This window comes from Roseateles aquae (genome assembly GCF_032337115.1).
GTDB classification, from domain to species: Bacteria; Pseudomonadota; Gammaproteobacteria; order Burkholderiales; family Burkholderiaceae_C; genus Roseateles_C; species Roseateles_C aquae.
The window spans coordinates 469,691-492,704 of record NZ_JAVXZY010000003.1; the positions used below are offsets into that span (position 1 = coordinate 469,691).

At 67.3% G+C, this 23,014-nt stretch carries 20 protein-coding genes; 8 read left to right on the plus strand and 12 right to left on the minus strand.

Translation table 11 applies throughout. The features are described from left to right. The first annotated feature begins 34 nt into the window (after nt 1-34). The 4 genes from RQP53_RS10860 (at nt 35) to RQP53_RS10875 (ending at nt 5,871) form a co-directional block, all read left to right on the plus strand. Nucleotides 35-1,678, plus strand: a complete 1,644-nt coding sequence (locus RQP53_RS10860) for a M28 family peptidase (RefSeq protein WP_315650327.1) — start codon at nt 35-37, stop codon at nt 1,676-1,678. Between the two features lie 58 nt (nt 1,679-1,736). Beyond that, nucleotides 1,737-2,867: an acyl-CoA dehydrogenase family protein gene (locus tag RQP53_RS10865; RefSeq protein WP_315650328.1), complete on the plus strand. Its 1,131-nt coding sequence runs from the start codon at nt 1,737-1,739 to the stop codon at nt 2,865-2,867. Between the two features lie 68 nt (nt 2,868-2,935). After that, on the plus strand, nt 2,936-4,603 hold the full coding sequence (locus RQP53_RS10870; RefSeq protein ID WP_315650329.1) for a S41 family peptidase: 1,668 nt from the start codon (nt 2,936-2,938) through the stop codon (nt 4,601-4,603). Between the two features lie 182 nt (nt 4,604-4,785). Next, a complete protein-coding gene (locus tag RQP53_RS10875; RefSeq protein WP_315650330.1) occupies nt 4,786-5,871 on the plus strand; it encodes a methyl-accepting chemotaxis protein in 1,086 nt (361 codons plus the stop codon). Between the two features lie 97 nt (nt 5,872-5,968). Here the strand turns inward: RQP53_RS10875 and RQP53_RS10880 are convergent, their stop codons facing one another. After that, complete coding sequence (locus tag RQP53_RS10880) at nt 5,969-6,613, minus strand: PEP-CTERM sorting domain-containing protein (protein WP_315650331.1); 645 nt, start codon at nt 6,611-6,613, stop codon at nt 5,969-5,971. Nucleotides 6,614-7,065: 452 nt separating this feature from the next. Here RQP53_RS10880 and RQP53_RS10885 point away from each other — a divergent pair, with 452 nt between their 5' ends. Further along, nucleotides 7,066-7,713, plus strand: coding sequence for a 2-hydroxychromene-2-carboxylate isomerase (locus RQP53_RS10885; RefSeq protein ID WP_315650332.1), 648 nt, complete (start codon nt 7,066-7,068; stop codon nt 7,711-7,713). Between the two features lie 22 nt (nt 7,714-7,735). Here the strand turns inward: RQP53_RS10885 and RQP53_RS10890 are convergent, their stop codons facing one another. The 5 genes from RQP53_RS10890 to RQP53_RS10910 all read right to left on the minus strand — a co-directional run bounded on the left by RQP53_RS10890 (nt 7,736) and on the right by RQP53_RS10910 (nt 16,572). Next, nucleotides 7,736-8,413 (minus strand): substrate-binding periplasmic protein, encoded by a 678-nt coding sequence (locus RQP53_RS10890; RefSeq protein WP_315650333.1) that lies wholly within the window; start codon nt 8,411-8,413, stop codon nt 7,736-7,738. Nucleotides 8,414-8,600: 187 nt separating this feature from the next. After that, nucleotides 8,601-9,380 (minus strand): hypothetical protein, encoded by a 780-nt coding sequence (locus RQP53_RS10895; RefSeq protein WP_315650334.1) that lies wholly within the window; start codon nt 9,378-9,380, stop codon nt 8,601-8,603. Nucleotides 9,381-9,394: 14 nt separating this feature from the next. Beyond that, nucleotides 9,395-9,958 (minus strand): neutral zinc metallopeptidase, encoded by a 564-nt coding sequence (locus tag RQP53_RS10900; RefSeq protein WP_315650335.1) that lies wholly within the window; start codon nt 9,956-9,958, stop codon nt 9,395-9,397. A gap of 180 nt (nt 9,959-10,138) precedes the next feature. Further along, nucleotides 10,139-12,907 carry an ATP-binding protein gene (locus RQP53_RS10905; protein WP_315650336.1) on the minus strand — a complete coding sequence of 923 codons (2,769 nt, stop codon included), beginning with the start codon at nt 12,905-12,907 and terminating at the stop codon, nt 10,139-10,141. Between the two features lie 86 nt (nt 12,908-12,993). After that, nucleotides 12,994-16,572: an indolepyruvate ferredoxin oxidoreductase family protein gene (locus RQP53_RS10910; protein WP_315650337.1), complete on the minus strand. Its 3,579-nt coding sequence runs from the start codon at nt 16,570-16,572 to the stop codon at nt 12,994-12,996. 149 nt (nt 16,573-16,721) lie between these two features. Between RQP53_RS10910 and RQP53_RS10915 the strand changes: the two genes are divergently transcribed. Next, the gene (locus tag RQP53_RS10915) at nt 16,722-17,192 is read left to right on the plus strand and encodes an Lrp/AsnC family transcriptional regulator (RefSeq protein WP_315650338.1); all 471 of its coding nucleotides are present in this window, start codon (nt 16,722-16,724) and stop codon (nt 17,190-17,192) included. Nucleotides 17,193-17,225: 33 nt separating this feature from the next. On the opposite strand, the gene RQP53_RS10920 is transcribed toward RQP53_RS10915, so the two are convergent. The 4 genes from RQP53_RS10920 to RQP53_RS10935 form a co-directional block, all read right to left on the minus strand. Beyond that, nucleotides 17,226-17,534 carry an antibiotic biosynthesis monooxygenase gene (locus RQP53_RS10920; RefSeq protein WP_315650339.1) on the minus strand — a complete coding sequence of 103 codons (309 nt, stop codon included), beginning with the start codon at nt 17,532-17,534 and terminating at the stop codon, nt 17,226-17,228. A gap of 92 nt (nt 17,535-17,626) precedes the next feature. Next, nucleotides 17,627-18,355, minus strand: coding sequence for a helix-turn-helix transcriptional regulator (locus RQP53_RS10925; RefSeq protein ID WP_315650340.1), 729 nt, complete (start codon nt 18,353-18,355; stop codon nt 17,627-17,629). A 14-nt stretch (nt 18,356-18,369) separates the two neighbouring features. After that, nucleotides 18,370-19,341: a winged helix-turn-helix domain-containing protein gene (locus RQP53_RS10930; RefSeq protein WP_315650341.1), complete on the minus strand. Its 972-nt coding sequence runs from the start codon at nt 19,339-19,341 to the stop codon at nt 18,370-18,372. 45 nt (nt 19,342-19,386) lie between these two features. Beyond that, complete coding sequence (locus RQP53_RS10935) at nt 19,387-19,818, minus strand: DoxX family protein (RefSeq protein ID WP_315650342.1); 432 nt, start codon at nt 19,816-19,818, stop codon at nt 19,387-19,389. A 207-nt stretch (nt 19,819-20,025) separates the two neighbouring features. Between RQP53_RS10935 and RQP53_RS10940 the strand changes: the two genes are divergently transcribed. Then, nucleotides 20,026-20,859 carry a class I SAM-dependent methyltransferase gene (locus RQP53_RS10940; protein ID WP_315650343.1) on the plus strand — a complete coding sequence of 278 codons (834 nt, stop codon included), beginning with the start codon at nt 20,026-20,028 and terminating at the stop codon, nt 20,857-20,859. Here the strand turns inward: RQP53_RS10940 and RQP53_RS10945 are convergent. Both RQP53_RS10945 and RQP53_RS10950 read right to left on the minus strand, forming a co-directional pair. Beyond that, on the minus strand, nt 20,846-21,187 hold the full coding sequence (locus tag RQP53_RS10945) for a zinc ribbon domain-containing protein YjdM (RefSeq protein ID WP_315650344.1): 342 nt from the start codon (nt 21,185-21,187) through the stop codon (nt 20,846-20,848). The genes RQP53_RS10940 and RQP53_RS10945 overlap by 14 nt on opposite strands. A gap of 57 nt (nt 21,188-21,244) precedes the next feature. Next, on the minus strand, nt 21,245-22,054 hold the full coding sequence (locus RQP53_RS10950; RefSeq protein WP_315650345.1) for a DUF4399 domain-containing protein: 810 nt from the start codon (nt 22,052-22,054) through the stop codon (nt 21,245-21,247). 159 nt (nt 22,055-22,213) lie between these two features. Between RQP53_RS10950 and RQP53_RS10955 the strand changes: the two genes are divergently transcribed. Next, on the plus strand, nt 22,214-22,906 hold the full coding sequence (locus RQP53_RS10955; RefSeq protein ID WP_315650346.1) for a CBS domain-containing protein: 693 nt from the start codon (nt 22,214-22,216) through the stop codon (nt 22,904-22,906). Nucleotides 22,907-23,014 lie beyond the last annotated feature (108 nt).

Below are 23,014 nucleotides of genomic sequence, written 5' to 3' on the forward strand. Positions count from 1 at the left end.
TCGGCGCCACCCCAGATCCACCGAAAGCCAGCCTGTGAAGACCTCTGGACCGCACTGGAAATCCGCCTGCAAGCAAGCCCTGACCCTCGCACTGCTGACCTTGATGTTTGCCGCCCGGGCCGGAGACACATCGCTGCCACAGGTTGCCGAAGCGCCGCTGCGTGCCCATCTGGCGCTGCTGGCCTCAGACCTGTTCGAGGGCCGAGGTACCGGACAGCGCGGCGGTGATCTGACCGTGGCCTATCTGGAGACGCAGGCACAGGTGATCGGCCTGCAGCCGCTGCCAGGCCGCAGCGGCTACCGGCAGGCGGTGCCGCTGCTGGGCACGCGGACGCTGCTGCAGCCCGGGCAGCTGAGCGTGGCTGCTGGTGCCAAGCTGGGCGCGCCCTTGAGCTTTGGCAGCGACTGGGTCTACAGCGCCGGCAATGGCGAGGCGCTGAACCGCATCGATGCCGAGCTGGTGTTCGCCGGCTATGGCATCACGGCGGCCGAGGAGCGCTGGGACGACTTCAAGGGCCAGGATGTGCGCGGCAAGATCCTTGTCGTCTTGGCCAATGACCCGCCGCCGACCGAGGCCGAGCCGCAGCGCTTTGGCGGCGCGGCCATGACCATCTACGGCCGTCGGGGCTACAAGCAGGAAGAAGCGCTGCGCCATGGCGCGCGCGGCGTGCTGATCGTCCATACCGAGACCTCGACGCTGAGCGGCTGGGCGGTGGTCAGCCAGGGCGCGCTGGGCGAGCAGTTCCAGCTGGACTCGAAGGCGCCGGGCCTGGCGATGCAGGGCTGGCTCAGCGAGGCCGCGGCACGCCGCCTGTTGGCCGCGGCTGGGCAGGATCTGGACGCGCTGCGTGCGCAGGCCGGCACGCGCGAGTTCCGCCCCATGCCGCTGGGCTTGAAGGTGCAGGGCGAGCTGCACACGGCGCTGCGCCGCCTGCAGCCCTTCAATGTGGCCGGCCTGGTGCCGGGCAGCGACCCGCAGCTGCGCGACGAGCTGGTGATCTATTCGGCGCACTGGGACCACCTGGGCGTGGCGCAGGGCGAGAACGGCGAGACCAGAATCTTCAACGGCGCGGTGGACAACGCCTCGGGCAGCGCCGCGCTGCTGGCGATGGCGCAGGCGGCGGTGCGCCAGCCGGCGCGGCGCAGCCAGCTTTTTCTGTGGGCGGCGGCCGAGGAGCATGGCCTGTTGGGCAGCGCCTGGTATGCGCGCGAACCGCTGTGGCCGCTGGCCAAGACGGCGGCGGCGCTGAACCTGGATACGCTGAACTTCGTCGGCCGCACCGCGGACATCGGCGCCTCGGGCAGCGATCGCTCGACGTTGGGCGAAACCGCGGCCCAGGTGGCGACGCAGATGGGCCTGCAGATCGCACCGCCGCGCGTGGATGTGGGCGGTTATTTCTTCCGCAGCGACCACTTCAGCTTTGCCCGCGCCGGCGTGCCGGCCTTCTCGGTCGGCAGCGGCAGCCGCTATCTGGATGCCAGCCCCGAGCGCGCCGAGCGCCGCAAGGCCTATGGCCAGCGCTACCACCAGCCCAGCGACCGCTACGACCCGAGTTGGGACCTCGCCGGCATGCGCGAGCAGGCCCAGTACACGCTGAACCTGGGCCGCGCGATTGCCGACGCCGACGCGATGCCGCGCTGGCGCGAGGGCGATCCCTTCGGCGCCGTGAAGCGCTGATGCCAGGCCCTGCCCGGCTGGCACAATCCAGCCCATCCGAAACTTGCTGTAACCCGACATGCTGCTCAGTGACGACCACCGCGCGGTGCAGGACGCCGTCCGCGCCTTTGTGCAGGACCAGATCGCGCCCAAGGCCGCGGAATGGGACAAGAACCACCACTTCCCCGCCGCTGAGTTGAAGGGCCTGGCCGAGCTGGGCTGCTACGGCGTGGCCGTGCCCACCGAGTACGACGGCGCCGGACTGGACTACCTGGCCCTGGCCATCATCCTGGAAGAGATCGGTGCCGGCGACGGCGCCACGTCCACCGTGGTCAGCGTCAACAACTGCCCGGTCTGCTCCATCCTGATGGCCTTTGGCAACGAGGAGCAGAAGCAGGAATTCCTGAAGCCGCTGGCGCGTGGCGACATGCTCGGCGCCTTCTGCCTGACCGAGCCGCATGTCGGTTCGGAAGCCGGTGGCCTGAAGACCAACGCCGTGCGCGACGGCGATGAGTACGTGCTCAACGGCGTCAAGCAGTTCATCACCAGCGGCAAGAACGGCGATGTGGCCATCGTGATGGCCGTGACCGACAAGGCCGCCGGCAAGAAGGGCATCAGCGCCTTCCTGGTGCCGACCAGGACGCCGGGCTACACGGTCGCCCGCATCGAAGACAAGATGGGCCAGCATGCCAGCGACACGGCGCAGATCCTGTTCGAGAACTGCCGCATCCCGGCGCGCTACCGCCTCGGCGAAGAAGGCCAGGGCCTGAAGATTGCACTCTCCGGCCTGGAAGGCGGCCGCATCGGCATCGCCAGCCAGAGCGTGGGCATGGCGCGCGCGGCCTTCGAGGCGGCGCTGAAGTACAGCAAGGAGCGCATCGCCTTTGGTGTGCCGCTGTTCGAACATCAGGCGATGAGCCACAAGCTGGCCGATATGGCGACCCAGATCGAGGCCGCGCGCCAGCTGATCTGGCATGCCGCCAGCCTGAAGGACGCCGGCCAGCCCTGCCTGAAGGAAGCGGCGATGGCCAAGCTGTTCGCCAGCGAGATGGCCGAGCGCGTCTGTTCCGCCGCGATCCAGATCCACGGCGGCTACGGCTATGTCAGCGACTTCCCGGTTGAGCGCATCTACCGCGATGTGCGCGTGACGCAGATCTACGAAGGCACCTCCGAAGTGCAGAAGATCCTGATCAGCCGCGCGCTGGCCTGATCAATTCATCACTTCCGGCCGGCGCCGCGGGGCTGGCCACAATCCGACCCTTCTTGTGGGAGGTCGGGATGAAGCGATTTGCGCCCCATGCGCTGGTGCTGGCCCTGTTGGCCGGCGTTTTGAATCCGAGCCTGGCCGCGCCGCGGCCGCCGGCGAAAGAGCGGCTGGACCAGGCCGAGACGCTGCAGTCAGCCGGGAAGTTCGCCGAGGCACTGGCCCTGGTGCAGGCCGATGTCAGCGATGAAGGCCTGCTGCCGCGCAATGCCTGGCTTTTGCTGCAGCTGCAGGCTGCCACGGGGCAGCTTGAGGCCGCCTGGCAGACGCTGGCAAGGATGGACATCGAGCAGCAGCTGGTGCCCGCCCAATGGTTGGAGACAGCCAGCGAACTGACGCCCCTGCGTGCCGACCCGCGCTGGCCCGCCACCCTGGCCAAGGCCCGCGCCCGCGATGCCTTGCGCGAACGGCTCTACGAGGCGCGTGCCATCGAAACACCGTTTCGCGAGACGCTGCCGCTGAACGAGCGCATCGCCGGCGTGTCGCGCCTGTGGGCCGAGGTCAAGACCCATTTCGCCAACTTCGAGCTGGTGCCCGAGCTGGACTGGGACGCGCTCTATCTGCAGACGCTGGAGCGCGTCAAGGCCACGCCGCGCACCGAGGACTACTACCGTGAGCTGATGCGGATGATGGCGCGCTTGCAGGATGGCCACAGCAACGTCGTCGTGCCGGATGAGCTGCGCGACCGCATGCTGGCCCGGCCGGCCTTGCGCACCCGGCAGATCGAGGGCCATGTGGTGATCAGCCAGCTGCTCGATCCGGAGCTGGCCCGACTGGGCCTGGCCGTGGGCCAGGAGATCATCGCCATTGACGGACAACCGGTGCAGGCCTATGCGCGACAGCAGATTCAGCCGTTCACCTCGGCGTCCACAGCGCAGGACTTGGCGCAGCGCCTCTACGATTACAACCTGCTGCGCGGCGATGTGCGAAAGCCGGTCAAGCTGACCTTGCGCGACGCCGCTCCGGGCGCGGTTCGCCAGCTTCGGGTGCCACGGCTGGATGGCAAGGCCCGGGCCGCGCTGTTCGCCAAGAACGACGGTGCCTTCGGCTGGCGCATGCTGCCGGGCGATGTGGCCCTGGTGGAGCTGCGCGGCTTCGGCGACGACAAGCCGGCCCAAGCCTACCTCGCCGCCTTCGAGCAGATTGCCAAGGCGCGGGCCATCGTCTTCGATCTGCGCGAGAACGGCGGTGGCAACGGCAGCGTGGGCTATCGCATCCTCTCGACGCTGAGCCCGCAGCCCTTCGAAACCTCGCAGTGGTGGACCCGCTCGCAGGTGTCCGCCTGGCGGGCCTGGGGCCTGCCCTTGACGATTGAAGGCGGCAGCCCGGACCTCGTGCAGCCCGATGCGCAGCGGCAGTTCAAGGGCCCGGTGGCGGTGCTGACCAGCGGCGCTACCTACTCGGCCGCCGAGGACTTCGTCGCCGCCTTCAAGCGCATGGCGCGCGGCCCTGTGGTTGGCGAAGCCACCGGTGGCAGCACCGGTCAGCCGCTGTTCTTCAAGCTGCCCGGTGGCGGCATGGCGCGTGTCTGCAGCAAGCGCGACCTATTGCCCGATGGCACCGAATTCGTCGGCAAGGGCTTGCTGCCCGATCTTGCCGTTCAGCCTACCTTGGCGGGCTGGCGCTCGGGGAGGGATGAGGTGTTGGAGGCGGCGTTGGAGAGGCTGCAGCGGGGGGAGTAGCGGCACGGACTCTCACCCAAACCGCTAGCCTCTTAGCGAGTAGCCGCTCATGCCACGCCAGCCAAGCTGTGGCCTGCCGCTCAAACACTGCAAGCACCAGCCCGAGGCGGCCGCGCAACACCTGACCCCGGCGGAGGCTGGCACACTGTGTCGTCACGGCCCGCTGGCCAAAGGAGGTCCTTGTGCTTTTCTCTCACCTGACCATCCAGCAGCGCATCGCGCTGACACTGGCCCTGAACATCGGCCTGCAGGCCTTCCTCATCATCGGGCTGCTGGCCGGCTGGGGCAGCACGACGCTGATCGTCGGCAGCCTGTTGATCGGCGCACTCGACATCTGGCTCTACCTGGACAGCGCCGGCGGCACCGGTGACTTCATGCGCCACCTGATGGCGGGCGCCACACGGATGAGCGAGGGCGATCTGCGTGAGGATGTGCCGATCACCGGCACCGCCTCGGCCCGCGTCGGTCTGACGGTGATGCAGTCGCTGCAGGACCGGCTGCGCAAGATGATGAGCACGCTGCGAGATGGCGCCGATCAGGTCAATACCGCGGCCAGCGAGATTGCCGCTGGGAACCAGGACTTGAGCCAGCGCACCGAGCAGGGCAGTGCCGATCTGCAGGCCGCCGCCAGTTCGATGCGCAGCATGACCGAGGCGGCGCGGCACAGCAGCGAGGCGATGGACGAGGCCAGCGGTCTGGCCCAGTCGACCAGCCAACAGGCGCGCCAGAGCGGCGAAGTGGTCGGCCGCGCGGTGCAGGCGATGAGCGGCGTCAGCCACTCGAGCCGCAAGATTGCCGACATCATCGGCGTCATCGATGGCATCGCCTTCCAGACCAATATCCTGGCGCTGAACGCGGCCGTCGAGGCGGCGCGGGCCGGCGAGCAGGGGCGCGGCTTTGCCGTGGTGGCGGGCGAGGTGCGTTTGCTGGCGCAGCGCAGCGCCGAGGCCGCGCGCGAGATCAAGACGCTGATCAGCAGCTCGGTCGAGCAGGTCGATGCCGGCTCGAATCTGGTCAACGATGCCGGCTCGCGCATGCAGGAAGTGGTGAGCAGCATCGAGCGCGTGGCGGCCCTGATTGCCGACGCGACGCAGATGGCACGCACGCAAAGCAGCGGGCTGCGCGAGATTGCCGATTCAGTAGACCGCCTGGATCAATCGATGCAGCAGAACGCCGCGCTGGTGGAGCAGGGCGCGGCGGCGGCCGAGAGCCTCAAGTCGCAGGCCGGGCGCTTGAATGAGCTGGTGGCGCAGTTCCGCCTGCGCTGACGAAACTGACCTCAATGTGAAACAGGCAGGGCGCGCCATCGAAGCGGGCCGCTGCCTGTCTAGCCTGAGCCCGTGGCTCAGCGCATGAGCCGCAAGCTCAACGCTGAACCGATGCGCGCCGACGCAGGCCGAGCGCTGTCAGGGCCAGGGCGCTGAGGGCCAGGCTGCCTGGTTCTGGCAGGCGGTTGCCGGCGTCCGCATTCAGGATCAGGTTGTCTATCCCTACCGCGTAGTCGTTGATGCCACGCAGTTCGAGACTCTGCAGATTGCTGAAGCCCGACACGCTATAGGCGGCCCAGGTGGTGCTGTAGCTGAGCGTCGTCGTGATGGTGCCGCCGCCGAACAGGGTTCCGATCAATTGAAGGGAGGTGTTGGCTGCTTGCGGCGTGAAGTTCGGAAAGAGGCTGGCGATCTCGATGCTGTTGAGCGAGAACGGCGCGGCGCCAGTCAGGCGGATCGCGGTGCCCCGGTCGCAGGTGTTGTCATAGGCGCAGAAGCCAAAGACCGCGCTGCCGTTGGTGTTCACGCCGGAGGTTTTTCCAAAAATACCGTCGTTGATTGGCGTTGGCTTCAGATTGGTCAGGGTGAAGCCAGATTCGGTATACGGTGTGATGGGCGTGCTGGAATCGCTATCCCCGACGACACCTTCAAAGCCCAGCTTGACTGGCGTGGCAAACGCGCTGAAGGGCAATGTGACGAGGCTGAGCGCCAGCAGCGCACTTTGAATGTTCTTTTTGAGCATGAGAGTCCCTTGAATCAGTGATCACGCCGGATTCGGCGGAGATGGCCCAGCAAAACCTGGGCCAGTTCGAAAAAGTAGTAACGAATCAAATGCTTGCGTCAGCGGTGCGAGACCGGCCGCGCACCGCTGTAAAGCGCCTCGACGCAGCCTCAGTGGCAGACTGGTCTCAGCGGCGTATCAGAGCGCTCGCTGCCACCAATTTCTTCGTGCGACGAAGGACGCCAGCGACGGCTCAAAGCAGGGGGCCAGCGCTGCAGCGGATTTGATTCCTTGTTGATCTCGCTTGGGCGGGGAGCGCCTGTCTTGTGCAACATGCGCCCGCTTGATGCCAAATAAAGCAGCTTGGATGTGGCCACGGCCGGGCTGCTTGCACGAGATGATGGCCTGCCGGTGCGATGGCGCAGAATCAACCCGTGTGTCGCAGCGTCGCCTGCGCAAAAGGAGAGAGGACGATGCCGATTGATGACGTCTCAGCGCTACGGTCGCAGCGGTCCGCGCTGCAGTTCTTTTTCGATTTTTCATCGCCGTACAGCTACATCGCCTCCGAATGGATAGAGGCAGTCGCGGCGCGCCATGGTCGCCATGTGCAATGGCAGGCCATGCTGTTGGGGGTGACCTTTCAAGCCGCCGAGCTGAAGCCGCCGGTGGCCTACCCGCTCAAGCGCGAGTACGTACTGCGTGATTTCGAACGCTCGGCTCATTTCGCTGGCCTGCCTTATCGCCAGCCGGAGAAGTTTCCGATCCCGACCCAGAACGCCGCCCGGGTGTTCTGGTGGCTGAATGACAGCGTTGATGGCGCCCGCGCCGTGGCCTGGGCGCGCGCCGGCCTGCGGGCCTACTTCACCCGCGGCGTGCCGCTCAACGACGCGGCGGCCTTGCGCGAGCTGGCCAGCGAGCAGGGCCTGGATGCCGATGCGGCCGAGGCGGCCTGGAGCGATGAGCGCTGGAAGCAGCGGCTCAAACAGGCCAATGAGGAGGCGCTGGCACGTGGCGTGTTTGGCGCGCCGTTTTTTATCGTCGACGGCGAGCCCTTCTGGGGCAATGACCGTCAGGCGCAGATCGAGCGCTGGCTGGCCAGCGGGCCGTTCACACGGCTTTGAACGGCGTGGCCTGTTTGCATCCTCAGCTTGGTGCCAGCAGCCCTGCCTTTTTCAGGATGCGCTGGTAGCTGCCGTCGGCCTTCATGGCGCTTAGGCCGCGGTCGAAAGCCTGCACCCACGCACGCGCCAGCGGGTAGCGGCGGTGGCCCGCCAGATAGGCGTCCTTGAACTCCAGCCGCGGCTCCTTCCACTCAATCTTCAGCGCCATCTCGGGCTGCTGCCTGAGCAGGTACTCGCCGGCGGCGCGGTCGGCAAAGGCCAGTGCAATGCGGCCATGGTGCAGCATGGTGAAGTTCTGTCGCACGCCCAGTACCTGGTAGCGCAGGACGTCTTTTTCCAGCAATTGAGCTGGCAGATAGCTGCCGCGTTCAACGCCGATCAGCTGGCCACTCAACTGCTTCACCGGCGTCCCCACCGGGCCGAACAGGCCCAGTTCCTGGCGCACGATGGGTGCCGAGAAGTCGTACAGCCGATCACGTTCGGCATTGCGCCAGATGCCGACGATGGCGCATTCGCCGGCCTCAGCCTGCTTGAGCAGCCGGACCCAGGGCAGGAAGCTGATGCTGACCGGCAGGCCAACATGGCGGAAGGCCTCGGTGGCGATTTGCAGCACCGGGCCGTTGTCAGGCAGCTCGTGGCTGTTGTAGGGCGGATAGTTGCCAACGCATAAAGGAACCGGCTCGGCCGCCAGGCACGGCATTGTGAGTGGGCCAAGGACGCCCAGCAAGGCCAGCCGCCGGCACTTGTGGCGCGGCGGCGGTGTGTAGCGGCGGTGAAGGTGGTGGCTTGGCGTCAAGGCTTGAACGGCGGCCCAGCAGCACAAGCGGCTGGCAGGCGCCAAGCATAGCGCCGCCTGCAGCGTTGCGGCCGTGTGGAAGTTGGCGCGCTCAGCCGTTGCTGCGCTTGCGTGCTTCCAACTGTGCCCAAATCGTGTCGGCCTGGCGCGCGGCCAGCTGCTTCTGCTCGTCGCTGAGCTGCTGGTAATCGCGCGTGGTCAGGAACCAGTCGGCACTGAGCTTGTCGCCGACCCGCTGGGCGATCAGGTTCCAGGCCGCCGCGTCGGTGGGCCGACGCTCGATCAAATAGGCCTCAGAGATCATTGCCGCGGCGTGCAGATTGCCGGCCAGATAAGCCTGTTGCAGTGCTTGGCGGGCGGCATCGCGATAGGCGAAGCCGGGTTCGAATTCGGGCTCGGTGGGTTTGCCGTCAAGCGCAAACAGATAGCGCTCGGCCAGATGGGTCAGGGCCTGGCGGTCATTGCTGGCCGCCGTGCGACGCAGTTCGGCCAGCGGCATCCGGTAATAGCGCTCGTCGATGTGATAACCGAGGCGGCGCAGCGAGTCATTGAGGGCGAGTTGCTCGGCCGTCTCGGGCTCGAGCTTTGGCTCGGCGGCCTCGCCGGGCTCTCCACTGTGCTGGGCCGCTGCGGCATTGAGCGCCTGCCAGGCGTCGCCCGACTGGGTGCCGGAGGCGCTGCTCGCTGGTGCTGGCGTGGCGAACAGATCGCGCAGGCCGGTGTTCTTGCCGGCATCGGCGGCGCGCTGCGCCGCTTCGGCGGCCTGCTGGGCCGCCAGCCGCTGCTGCTCGGCCTGCTCGTCCTGCCAGTACCAAACCAGCAGCGCGGCAGCGCCGAGTGCAGCAGCCAGGGTCGCCTTGATGGGCTTCATGGCTGCTGCTCCGTTCAGATTGCGGTCAGGCAGGTGTTCAGACCATTGGCATAGCCGTAGCGCGAGTAGTAGTCGCGCTGCGAGGGCGTGCCATGGGTCGAGTAGTCGGCCGCGGCGCGCGCCGACTTCACCGCCGATTCAATGAACGCCGGGTAGCGCAGATTGGTTTGCGCGTATTTGGCGAAGGTGCCGGCCACGCAATCGGCCTGCAGCTCCTGATACGGCGCGCGTTTGTTGATGCCTCGGGCGAACTGGATGGTATGGCCCCACTCATGGGCAATGATGAACTTGGCCACGTAGTTGCCGTAGCTGTTTTCCTGGCCTTGCAGAAAGCGCTGGCCGACGCTGATGGTGTAGGGGCTGCAGGCCACGGCGCTGCCGGGGGTGCCTTCGCCACAGGCGTTGCGGTCGACGTAGACGGTCGGGCGGGAATAGCCGCCCAGCTGGCCGCGAATCTCGGTGGCCGAGTTCTGGATGTAGGTGTTGTTGACGACACCTGCCTGAGCCAGTGGTGCAGCGGCCAGCAAGGCCAGCAGCAGGGCGGAGGCGTGACGGATCGATGCAGGGGAGGTTTGCATGATGTGGATCTCGCAATCAGAGATGTGTGACAGAAATGCCAGGACCTGGCGTCTGGTGCGCGCATACCGCACGACTTCTTTACGCGCCCGGCCAGTGTGCAAATGTCAGCAACGGCGGATACACAGGGTTTCCAAGGGCTTCCGGTGCAAACCCTGATGGAAGGTCTAGCAGGGTCGGCGTCAGGCGGCAGGCGCCTGCAGCGGCAGCAGCAGCAGGAATTCGCTGCCCTGGCCGGGTGCGCTGCGCAGGCTCAAATCTCCGCCCAGCACGCCATGGACCAGATTGCGTGCCACGGCCAGGCCCAGGCCGTTGCCTCCCTGGCCAAAGCGGCTGGTGAAGAAGGGCTCGAAGACGCGTGTTTGCATGGCATCGTCGATGCCGCGACCGTTGTCGCGCACGCTCAGTTGCAACTGCTCGCCCTCAATGCGGGCCTCGATGCGCACGCCGGACTGTTCAGGGGCCTGTTCACCAAAGGCATGGACCAGCGCGTTGTCCAGCAGGATGCTCAGCACCTGAACCAAGGCCGTCGGGTGGCTGTCGATCTCCAGCCCACTGGGCAGCAGGCACTGCAGCTCGATGCCGCTGCGGTCGTAGCGGGCCTGCTGGGCCGCCAGGCCAGCGCGGCAGACCTCGTCGAGGCGGAAGCGCTCGCGCGGGTGGGTTTCGCGGCTGACGGCCAGTTCCTTGAAGCTGCGCACCAGCGTGCTGGCATTGCGCATGCTGCTGAGGATGACGGCCAGGCCATCGTCGCTCTGGTCGAGGAAGCGGCTCAAGCTGCTGCGGCGCAGTTGCTGGCCGTTGATCTCGCGACGCAGGCTGGTGATGCCATCCTGCAGCGTCGAGGCGGCCAGCAGGCTGTTGCCCACCGGCGTGTTCAGCTCATGGGCCACGCCGGCGACCAGGCTGCCCAGGGCCGCCAGCTTCTGCTGCTCGGCCAATCGGTGCTGCATCTGGGCCATGCCGGCATAGGCCTGGGCGTTGTCCAGCGCCACGGCCAGATAGGCACTGAGGCTGCGGAAGATGGCCAGCTCGCGCTCGCCAAAGGCCTGGCGCTGGCGCGACTGCAGGCTCATCGCGCCGATGATGCGTTCGCCCAGCTGCAGCGGCGCGAACATCAGGCTGCACATGATGCTGGCGCCGGGGATCTGGCTGCGCGAGGGAATGACGCCATCGCTGTCGATCTGCAGCAGCTGGCGTTCGCGCACGCAGGCCGCGGCAAAGGAGTTCGGATCGTCCAGCGGGATGCGGCGAGCCAGCAGCGCACGGCCATCCTCGGCCGCGTGAAGCGGCTCAAGGCGCTGCGCCTCGGCATTGAGGCGGTAGACGGTGAAGGCATTGACCGGCAGCAGGCTGCGCAGATGCCGTGACAGCCGCTCGAACAGATGCTCGTGCAGCAGCGTGGCGGTGATCTCCTGGCCGATGCGGCTGATGGCCTGCAGCGTTTCCTGGCTGCGATCCAGCAGCGCGATGCGCTCGGCATTGGAGCGTGCCAGCTGCCGCAGGTGTTCGTTTTCCTGGCTCAGCCGCTGGCTCTCCAGATGAGCCTGCATCGCCAGCGCGCGTTGCTGCGCTTCGTCGCTGGCCTGCTGGGCCGCGACCTCGCGGGCTCGGCGCTCGGCGGCAAAGGCTTCGGCATGGCGCCCCTGGGCGGCATAGGCATCGGCCATGGCCACCAGCAAATCGGCACCGAGCTTCAATCCCTGGCTGGCCTGACTCAGCCCTTCGGCCTGCTGCAATACCTGCAGTGCCGTGGCCGGCTCGCTGCGCTCGATCTGTGCCAGTGTCTTCAGGGCCATCAGCGCGCCGCTGGCATAGCCATGCCGGCGCGCCACATCGAGGGCGCGTTGCACGCTTTGGCGTGCCGCCACGTCGTCGCCCAAGGCCAGCTGTGCCTGTGCCAGTCCGTCCAGCGCCTCGGCCTCGAGATCGCTGTACTGCTGGCTCAGTGCACGATGCTGCAGGCGGTCAAACAGCTGGGCCGCCTCGGCCGCCTGGCCCTGCTGCAGCAGCACCCGGCCCAGGCGCTCCTCGGCCTGGCCGACGACCGGCAGACCCGGGTTGTCACGGGTGGCCAGCAGCACTTCCTCCAGCACCTCGCGCGCGGCGTCAAATCGACCCAGCAGGAACAGCGCCTGGCCCATCATGTAGCGGCAGTTGGCGATCTGCGCCGGCCAGCCGGTGTCGCGGGCCAGCGCGAGGCCGCGTTCGATCCATTCCAGCGCATGCCCGGGGTCCAGCAACTGGCCAAAGCAGAAGGCCGCCGAGCAGCAGCTCATGATCGCGCGTCGCAGCTGGCCGCTGGCCAGCGCGGCGTGGTGGCCGAGCACGAAGTGGTGGATGGCGCTGGCAAAGTCGCCCTGCTGGGTCTCTTGCATCGCCAGGTACTGGGCCATTGTGGCCTGCAGCGCCAGCGGGGCATCGGCGAGCCGCGGCGGCAACAAGCCTTCGGCCAGCTCGGCGGCACGGCGCTGGTCGCGGCTGACCCAGCTGCAGGCCCACATCAGCTGAAGATGGCCGCGCCGCCCCAGATCGCCGGCCTGCAGGGCGGCGGCGATGGCGCGCGGCGCCAGGGCCTCGGCGAGGTCGTTTTCACCACGGTCGAAGGCCAGCATGATGCGCACCAGCAGCACGTCGGCCAGGCCGAGCGGGTCGTTCAGTGCCTGAAAGCGCTGTTCGGCGCGCGCGATCAGCGTGGCCGCATCGGCGTGGCGCTGCTCCAGCTGCGCCTGTTCCGCGAGTATCGTTTCGGCCCGCGCCTGCCAGGCCGGCTCGGCCGCGATGCCCTCGGCCGCGGCGTCAAGCAGGGCGCGACTCTGCGACACGTGGCTTTGCCGCCAGGCCCAGGCCAGCCGCAGCGCCTGCTCGGGATCGCCGGACCAGGCCTTGAGCGCCTCGGCCGGCGCCAGCCCGTCAACGTCTTCGTCTTGCGGAAACAACTCAACCCGCATCGCACCTTCCCGGCCTACTGCTGCCTGATCTGCAGCGATGGTCGGCCCTGGGCGCAGCTTTGGCAACCCGTCAAACCCGGGGGGAGTTACAGCTCTGCCACACCCTTCACCCGCTGCGGCATCGCCACGACCTGGGCCACGGGCTCGGTGGCGCGGCCGTGGAAGCGGTCCAGCAGGTCTTTCCACTGCGCGCGCACCGTCACCACATTGGCCAGCTTGACGTGGCCGTAGCCGCGTATCGTCTCCGGTAGGCGGGCCAGCTTGACGGCGAGCTCCAGTTTGTCGGCGCTCAGATGGGCCAGCAGCTCATCGATCAAGGCCTCGTAGTCGCTGATCAGCTGGCGTTCCATGCGGCGTTCCTCGGTCTTGCCGAAGATGTCCAGCATGCCTCCGCGCAGGCCCTTGAAGCGGGCCAGCAGCTTGAAGGCCTGGAAGGTCCAGCTGCCCAGTTCGATCTTCTTGGCCTTGCCGTCGGCGCCGGGCTTGGACAGCAGCGGTGGCGCCATATGGAAGCTCAGGCGCTCCCAGTTCTCGAACTGCGCCTTCATCGCGGCTTCGAACTTGCCATCGGTGTAGAGGCGGGCGACCTCGTACTCGTCCTTGTAGGCCAGCAGCTTGGCGTAGTAGCGGGCCACGGCCTTGGTCAGGCGCTCGGCCTTGCCGGCCTCGCCAAGGCCCGCCTCGGCCTGGCGCGCGCGCTCGACCAGGCGGCGGTAGCGCTGGGCATAGGCGGCATCCTGGTAGTCGGTCAGGAAGGCGCTGCGGCGAGCGATCAGGCCGTCTTCGCCATCGAGCTTGTCGAAGTTCAGCACTTGCACCACGCCCTGCGGCGCACCGGCCAGGCGGCGCAAGGCCTCGGGCGCGGCGATGGCCAGGCGGCCCAGCGCGAAGGCGGTCTTGTTGCCTTCGATGGCCACGCCATTGAGCTCGATGGCGCGCATCAGCGCGGTCTCGCTCAAGGGGATCAGGCCGCGTTGCCAGCAGGCGCCGAGCATGATGATGTTGCTGGGCATGGTGTCGCCCATCAGCTGCTGGGCGATGGCCTGGGCATCGACGGTATCGAGCAAGCCGGTATCGCCGCCGACCGCATGGCGCATCTTGGCCAGCAGCGAGTCGCCTTGCAGATTGGCGTCGGGGTTGCGCACAAAGGCGGCGGTGGGCAGCTCGTGGGTGTTGGCCAGGATCACGGTGCGGCCCGGCTTGACGGTGCCCAGCGCATCGGGGCTGGCGCCGACGACCATATCGCAGGCCAGCAGCACATCGGCCTGCTGGGTGTCGATGCGGACCTGGTTGAGCAGATCCTGCGTTGGCGCCACGCGAACGAAGGACAGCACCGAGCCGCCCTTTTGCGCGAAGCCCATGAAGTCCAGCACCGAGGCCTGCTTGCCTTCCAGATGCGCGGCCATGGAGACCAGTGCGCCCACGGTGACGACGCCGGTGCCGCCCACGCCGGTGACCAGCAGATCGAAGGGGCCGGTCCATTGCCAGGCGGCCGGCGCACCGATGGCGGCCAGTTCGCGGGCCAGGTCTTCGGCGCTGTAGCTGGCGCCGGCCCGCTTCTTCAGCACCGGCTCATGGACGGAGACAAAGCTCGGGCAGAAGCCGTTGACGCAGGAGAAATCCTTGTTGCAGCTGCTCTGCTCGATGGCGCGCTTACGGCCCCAGTCGGTTTCCACCGGCACCACCGACAGGCAGTTGCTGGCCTGGCCGCAATCGCCGCAGCCCTCGCAGACGGCTTCGTTGATGAAGATGCGCTTCGGCGGGTCCGGGAATTCCTTCTTCTTGCGCCGGCGGCGCTTCTCGGCGGCGCAGGTCTGGTCGTAGATCAGCACCGTCACGCCTTCGATTTCGCGCAGCTCGCGCTGCACCTTGTCGAGCTCGCTGCGGTCGTGGAAGCTGGTGCCGGCCGGGAACAGGCCCTCGTGGCCCTTGTACTTGCCGATCTCGTCGCTGACCACGACCAGGCGCTTGACGCCCTCGGCCTCGACCTGGCGCGCGATCTGCGGCACGCTGGTCTGGCCGTCGACCGGCTGACCGCCGGTCATGGCCACCGCGTCGTTGTAGAGGATCTTGTAGGTGATGTTGGTCTTGGCGGCGATGGCCTGGCGGATGGCCAGGTAACCGGAGTGGTAGTAGGTGCCGTCGCCGAGGTTCTGGAACACATGCTTCTCAGTGGTGAAGCGGCTGTGCGCAGCCCAGTCCACGCCCTCGGCGCCCATCTGGATCAGCCCCGAGGTGCCGCGCTCCATCCAGCTGGCCATGAAGTGGCAGCCGATGCCGGCCAGCGCGCGCGAGCCCTCGGGCAGCTTGGTGCTGGTGTTGTGCGGGCAGCCCGAGCAGAAATAGGGCTGGCGGCGCACGCCATCGGCGGCGTTGGACAGCAGGCAGGGGGTGAGGAAGTCCACCACCAGATGGCGGCGGTCCAGCGCCGGGTTCAGCCGGGCCAGCCAGTCGGCCACGGTGTTCATGATGCGCGAGGGGCGCAGCTCGCCGAGTGCGGAGAGCACCGGCGCGCCCTGCTCATCGCTCTTGCCGATCACATGGGGGCGCTGTGCATCGGGCAGGTGATAGAGCAGCTCCTTGATCTGGCGCTCGACGACCGGGGCCTTTTCCTCGATCACCAGCATATCGGTCAGGCCCTGGGCGAACTCCATCATCCGCGTCGATTCCAGCGGATAGACCAGGCCGACCTTGTAGACGCGCACGCCGGCTGCGGCCAGCGCGTTCGGGTCCAGGTCCAGGCGGCGCAGCACTTCCATGAAGTCGTAATGCGCCTTGCCGACGGTGACGATGCCCAGCGTGGCGCGCGGGCTGACGACGATGTGCTTGTCGATCGAGTTCAGCTTGGCGAAGGCGCGCACCGCGTCGAGCTTGTGGGCCAGCCGGGTTTCCAGCTCCAGCGAGGGCAGGTCGACCGAGCGGATGTGCAGATTGGTGGGCGGCACGTGGTCAACTGGCAGCTCGAAGTCCAGCGGCACGCTGTCCAGGTCCACCGTCATGCCGGATTCGACGACCTCGGAGATCGCCTTGAAACCGACCCAGGTGCCCGAGAAGCGCGACAGCGCCCAGCCATAGAGGCCGAACTCCAGGTACTCGGCCACATTGGCCGGGTGCACGATGGGCATGCTCCAGGCCTGCAGCGCCAGATCGCTCTGGTGCGGTGTCGAGGACGAAACGCAGCCGTGGTCGTCGCCACAGACAACCAGCACGCCGCCCTGCGTTGACGTCCCGTAGACATTGCCGTGCTTCAGCGCGTCGCCGGAGCGGTCCACACCCGGGCCCTTGCCGTACCACATGGCGAACACGCCATCGACGACTCTCTTGGGGTCCAGCGCCACCCGTTGCACGCCGAGGCAGGCGGTGGCGGCCAGGTCTTCATTGATGGCGGGCAGGAAGTTGATCTGCGCCGCGTCGAGGAATTTCTTCGCCTTCCAGAGCTGCTGGTCGACCATGCCCAGCGGCGAACCGCGGTAGCCGGACACAAAGCCGGCCGTCTTCAGCCCGTTGCGCTCGTCCAGCCGCTTTTGCGCCAGCAGCAGGCGGATCAGCGCCTGGGTGCCGGTCAGGAAGACCGCGCCGCTGTCGGCGGCCAGATTGTCCGAGAGCTTGTAGTTGCGCAGCGCGGGCACGGCGGGCGAGGGTGTCAGGGCGTGGGCGTCGGACATGGGCAACTCCAGAGGGAACTCTTGGCCGGCGGCCAAATGACGGGTTCTGCGGTGAGCGCAAGATTTTTCGTCAGCCAGCGCGGAGTTTCTTACTTGAATCACCGCTGTCAAGCGGATCAATGGGAAAATTCATCTCAAAGAGGCTTGATATGGAAAATGAACGTTTCGATCGTGCGACCCGGCTGATTCTGGAGGCGCTGCAGGCCGATGCACGGCTGTCCACCCAGGCGCTGGCCGAGCGGGTCGGGCTGTCGGCCACGCCGGTCTGGCGGCGCGTCAAGGAGTTGGAAGACAGCGGCGTGATCCGCCGCCAGGTGGTGCTGGTCGACCGTGAGAAGCTCGGCCTGTCGATCTGCGTGCTGGCCAATGTCAGCCTGGTGCGGCACAGCGAGGGCGCGGTCGAGCAGTTCGAGCAGCTGGTGCTGTCCAGCCGCGAAATCATCGAATGCCACGGCATCACCGGCGAGGCCGACTATGTGATCAAGATCGTTGTGCCGGACATGAAGGCCTACGACCAGTTCCTGCAGAGCAAGATCTTCAAGGTGCCCGGCGTGGCCAGCGTGCGCAGCAATGTGGTGCTGCGCGAGGTTAAGTACGAGACGGCGCTGCCGGTGGACTGAGCCGGTCGCGCCGTGATTCAGCACTGGCGAATTTCAGAACTCGTCAGGGCACTCGTAGTGGCCCATGAAGTCGAGCCGCTCGATCGCCTGCATATAGGGCAGGAAGCGCGGGTCGCCCTGTTCGAAGGCCTGCTGAGCGGCCTTGGCATGGGTGAGGCTGTCCCAGCGCACCAGGTCGGCGAATTGATCGCTGCCCGGATGGGCCTGCAGCGCGTGATAGCTGAGCACGCCGGGAAAATCCTTCAGCGTCTGGCGCAGCGCATCGCGCAGCTGCGGCATACGCGTGATGCATGCGGGCTTGACGGTGAACAGGGCGACTTCCAGCACGGGCGTCGAGGTCATCATGGGTTTCCTTGTCGAGAAGGCCGCAGCGCGGACCATCCGCCCTGCACGGCTGTTGCGCAGTCTGGGCAGGGGCTGCTGACAACGGGGTGTCAGTGCGGCGCCCGGACCTTCGCTGACTCAGCCTGCGACTGTGCCCAGGCGTTCGCCTCGGCCTGGCGCTGGGCCAGGTACTGCTCCAACCCGGGCGCTGTGGCGCCGGGGATGGCCTCGCAGGGTTCGAGCGTTTCGATGCGGTCGAGCCTGAAGTCGCGGAACTGCTGGCGCAGGCCGCACCAGGCGCCCACCGTCCATTGCGGCCGCCAATAGAACAGGCCCAGCGGCAGCACGCGGCGGAAGCTGCGCCTGCCGTCCTCGCGGCGGTAACTGAGGCGCAGCCACAGCCCGGCCTCGATCGCCTGCATCAGCTGATCCCAGCGCTGCTGCTGTGCGCAGGACAGCGGCGCGGCCATCGCGCGCAGCCGGGCGGGCTCGTGCGCCAAGGCGCCGGGCGATAACGCCGCTTCAAGCTTGGCTTGCAGCGAGGCGGCAGCCTCGCCGAGCTGACGGCCGGCCGACTGCCGCGCCAGCGCGACGGCGAACTGCAAGGCCTGCAGCTCGGCGGCGCTGAGGCTCAGCGGCGGCAGTTCGAAGTGCTCATGCAGCGCGTAGCCGACGCCCGCCTCGCCATAGAGCGGGATGCCGCTGAGCGACAGATCGTCGATGTAGCGATAGATGCTGCGCACCGACACGCCGAGCCGCTCCGCCAGCGTGGCGGCCGTGACCGGTTGATGGACGCGGATCAGATTGACCAGCTGGAACAGCCGTTCGGCCTTGCGCATCAGCGTGCCCCCACTCAGGGCGCGATGCCCGAGCCCAGCGTGCCGCCGACGGCCTGCTCGATCTGCTGCGCCACCTCGCCCTGCAGCTTCAGCAGCTCGGTGCGCGGGCGGTCGTAGGAAGCAGACCAGCGCACCTTGCCATCGCTGACCTGTACCAGCTGCACGCTGATGCGCAGCTGCTCGCCATTGCCACGGATGCTGCCTTCCAGCACCTGGCTCACGCCGAGCTCCTGGCCGATGCGGCTGGCCGGCCAGTCGCGGCCCTTGTAGGCAAACACCCGCGAGCGGGCCTGGACCTGCAACTCGCGATGGCGACCCAGCACGTCGATCAGCTGCTCGGTCATGCCATCGGCCAGCGGCTCGGCGTCCATCGCGTCGGTCAGATCGAGGAAGGGCAGCACGGCCAGTGTCCGAGCGGCCGGGGCGCTGCTGTGCTGCTGCCACAGGCCAAAGCCTGCGACCACCGCCAGCAGCAGTGCCGGCAGCAGCAGGGAGAGGCGAAGGCGCAGGCGCTTCAGCGCCGCGGGCCGGGCGAGATCGGCGGAAAGCTCGGCGCTGCGCGCAGCGTCGGCCTGTTGCAGCGCTGCGTTGGCCGCGGCGGCGCTGAGGCCGCTGATCGTCGTGATGGGGAGCGTCTGCACCGGGGCGATCAGGCGGTAGCCGAGCCGCGGCACGGTGGCGATGTAGCGCGGCTGCTTGCTGTCGTCGCCCAAGGCGCGGCGCAGCGCGGTGATCGCCTGGTAGACCGAATCCTGGGTGACGACGACGCCGGGCCAGACCTGCTCCAGCAGCTCGTCCATGCTGATGGTCTCGCCGGCCCGACCGGCCAGGTAAATCAAGAGGCGCAGCGGCCGGGCATCGAGGCGCTGGGCCTCTTGCGTTTCCTGTGCGCTCGCGCCGCCATCCGTGACGCGGCTGAGCGCCCCGCTGCCGGGCTCCAGCCGCCAGTCACCGATTTGCAATGCTTGTTCAGGAAGACGATCCATCGATACCCCGGGGCGGCGCCGCGAGCCTCGCGGCGCGGGGCGATTCTACGAGGCAGCTTGGCCCAGGCGCGGCCAGCTCAGGCGGCGCGGCGCATGCTGCCAGGCCATCAGCGCGAAGCAGATCACCATCAACGTTGGGTATTCGCAGCCATCCTCATGGCCGGACGAGAACCAGCCGTATTGCAGGTGATGCACGGGGATGCCGACCAGATAAATCGCCGAAAACATGCTGCTGAGCGGAAAGACGAATCTGCCCAAGGCCAGCGGCAGGGTGGCAAAGGCCTCGGCATAGGTGACGAAGTAGCCGAAGAAGGCGCCGAAGGGCACGCCATGCAGGGTGAGGTAGCGGCCGAAGCCGGGTGTGGAGCCGCCGGTCAGCCGGGTCCAGCCATGGATGGCGACCAGGATGGCGAGGGTGAGGCGCAGCAGCACCATGATGCGTTGCTGGCGCTCGGGATCGAAGGCATGTGTTTGCATGTCGGCAAGCCGGTGGTGGAAAAGCCGGGATGCTGCCGAGGCATCGCCCGCTTGGCCTGAAGCCGCGCTGAAATCGGGCCTGAACGGGCTGAATCAGTCTGAAAGCCGCGCCAGAGCCCCGTGCGGCAGCGGGGTGTGGGCGTGTCTTTGGGCAGGGCTGCTGCAAGGGCCAGATACTGCGCCCTCTCTCAGCCTTGCTAGAAAGCCATGACGATGAAGAATGCCTTCGCTCCGATCTGCCTGGCCCTTGCGGCCCTGGGCACAGCCCTGCACGCCGCGCCGGCCCAGGCCGACGCAGCCCTGCGTGCCGCCATCGCCCAGCCGCAGCGCACGCCGGCCTTCGTGGCCCGCGACGCGGCGCGCCACCCCTACGAAACGCTGAGCTTCTTCGGCATCAAGCCGGAGATGACGGTGGTTGAGCTGGCGCCCGGCGGTGGCTGGTACACCGAGATCCTGGCCCCGTACCTGCGCGACAAGGGCAAGCTGATTCTTGGCGCCGACGATCCCGCCAGCGACAGCGCCTACGCCAAGCGCAGCATCGAGCGGCTGCAACAGAAGCTGGCCGCGCAGCCGGCCGTGTTCGACAAGGTGCAGCTCGGCGTGTTCGATGCCGCCCGCGGCAAGCTGGTCTATGCGGCACCGGGCACGGTCGACCTGGTGCTGACCTTCCGCAATGTGCACAACTGGGCCGCGCTCGGTGAGGCGCCTACCCAGGCGGTGTTCAAGAGCGCCTTCACGGCGCTGAAGCCGGGCGGGGTGCTCGGTGTGGTCGACCATCGCCTGCCGGCCGCGCGCACGCAGGATGAAAAGGCCAGCAGCGGCTATCTGCACGAGGCCTGGGTGATCCGCGTGGCCGAGAGTGCTGGCTTCAAGCTGGCCGCGAAAAGCGAGGTCAATGCTAACCCCAAGGACACGGCTGACCACGAAAACGGTGTCTGGGCCTTGCCGCCGACCTGGGCCAACAAGGACAAGGACCGCGCCCGCTACGAAGCGATCGGTGAGAGCGATCGCATGACGCTGCGCTTCGTCAAGCCTTCTTGAGGAACTCGGACTTCAGCGAGAAGCTCTGGCCGTCGATCTTGCAGTCGATGTCGTGATCGCCGCCAACCAGGCGGATGCTCTTGACCTTGGTGCCCTTCTTCAAGGTGATCGACGAGCCCTTGACCTTCAGATCCTTGATCAGGATGACGGCGTCGCCGTCGGCCAGCGGAGTGCCGTTGGCGTCGCAGATCGGCGCATCGGCATCCTCTGTGCTTTCTGCGGCGGCGCTGGCCGACCATTCATGGCCGCAGTCCGGGCAGATCAGCATGTCGCCGTCCGGGTAAGTGTTCTCCTGGGCGCAAACGGGGCAGGCGGGCAGCGTGGACATGATGGACGGCTTTCAGTGAGAACAGGGCCGTCACTGTAGCCCATCGCTGTGTGGCGCCTACTTGCTGAGGTCCAGTGTCGACACCGGGCTGCTGTGCAGCACCTTGCTTGGGTCGGTGTTGTCGACGAAGTCCAGCTTCAACTGGTAGCGGCCACGCGGCGGCTTGAACCAGGCTTCGGTCTCGCCGCCGGCAAAGTCGATCTGCTCGCTGCGGCCGCCCTCGGCAGCGATGTTCAGGCGGAAATGGCCGGTGCCCTTTTCCTTCAGTGCCAGGTGCGAGACGTTCAGCTTGGAGGCATGGAACATCACCTGCACCGGCAGCGCCACGCCCCCGTCGGACTTGGGCAACATCAGACTGACGCCGGGCTGGCTGAGCGCCTCGATGCTTTGATCGGCATTGAACTTGGTAACGGTGATCTTCAGCGGCTTGCTGTAGACGAAATTCGGCACATGGCGGTGATCGGCCAGCACCAGGCGCAGCGTGTAGTCGCCCGGCTTCAAGGTCAGCACCGTTTCCATCTGGCCCTTGCCGAAGTGCACGTACTGATCGTTGAAAGGCAGCGGCTGCGCGAAGTTCATCGGCAACTCGCGGTTGATCAGCAGATGGTGGTGGCCGGTCTTTTCCTGCGCCTTGGTGATCGGCGCGATGCCCATGCCGGTGAGGCCGAACTTGACCAGATAAGGCGTCTCGATGCGAGCCCCGTCGCTCAGATTGGTGAAGTGCGCGCTCTTGGCCATTTGCGGGGGCGGCACCAGCCAGGGGTGCATCGGCGCGGCCAGTGCGACGCTGCCCTGCAGGCCCAGCCAAAGCGCCAGCGCGCAGACTCCTCGGGTCGAAATGGCAGGCAGGAACGAGGGCGCTAGCATCTGGATCTCCAACGGGTCTTGCAAGTTCTTGTGGGAAAGAGCGGGGCCGCCAGATACTGCGCAGGCGAAGCCTCGCACCATAGTGCGAGCGCGGGCGCATTGCAATCGCTTTTGGGTGCTGCTGTCAGAGCTGACACCCACTCATTCAAGGGGGCTGGGATGTTCACCGTCTATGGTCTGAACGGGCGTGTCTTCAGCGGCTCGGTCGAGGGCGTGCGCGGCCTGGGGGCGGTGCAGGCGGCCGCGCGGCTGCGCGCCGTCGAGCCGGTGCGACCGCGGGGCAGCGGTGAATCTGCCGAATCGGTGCAACTGCGCCTGTCGCGTGATGGTGCTGGCGCCAGCCGCGGCGGGCCGGCCTTGCCGGGGCAGCAGGCGGTGTCGGCCTATGCCCAGGCGGCAGCGCCGGCGAGCAGGCAAAACCTGACCCTGGTGGAGCAGCTGATGAGCCGGCAACTGGTGTCGGTGTCCATGCAGGCCACGCTGGCCGAGGCCTGGCGGCTGCTGGTGCGCCGCGGTGTGGGGCAGGCGCCGGTGCTGGATCGCCGGGGCCGGCCGGTCGGCCTGCTGCTGCGCGCCGATCTGCTGCCCTTGCGTTCGCTGGACCAGCCCGAGCTGCTGGACCTGCCGGCCTGGGAGGCCTGGCTGGCTCGCCCGGTGATCGACACCATGTGGACGCCGGTGCCCAGCGCCACGCCTGAAACGCCGTTGCGCGAGGTGGCTCAGCTGCTGCTGGATCTCGGCCTACCTGGCTTGCCGGTGGTGGATGAGGACAGCGTGGCCATCGGTTTTCTGTCGCGCAGCGACTTGCTGCGGGCGATGACGCGCGAGCCGCCCTTGGATCTTTGGAGCTAAGGAAGGTCTGCATAAGTCGGCGTGGGCCGTGGTTGGGAGAAATGGGGCGGCCACGTAGGCGCGCTGCGAAGGTCGGGCTGGTGGCCCGACAGCCGAGCAGCGCAACGC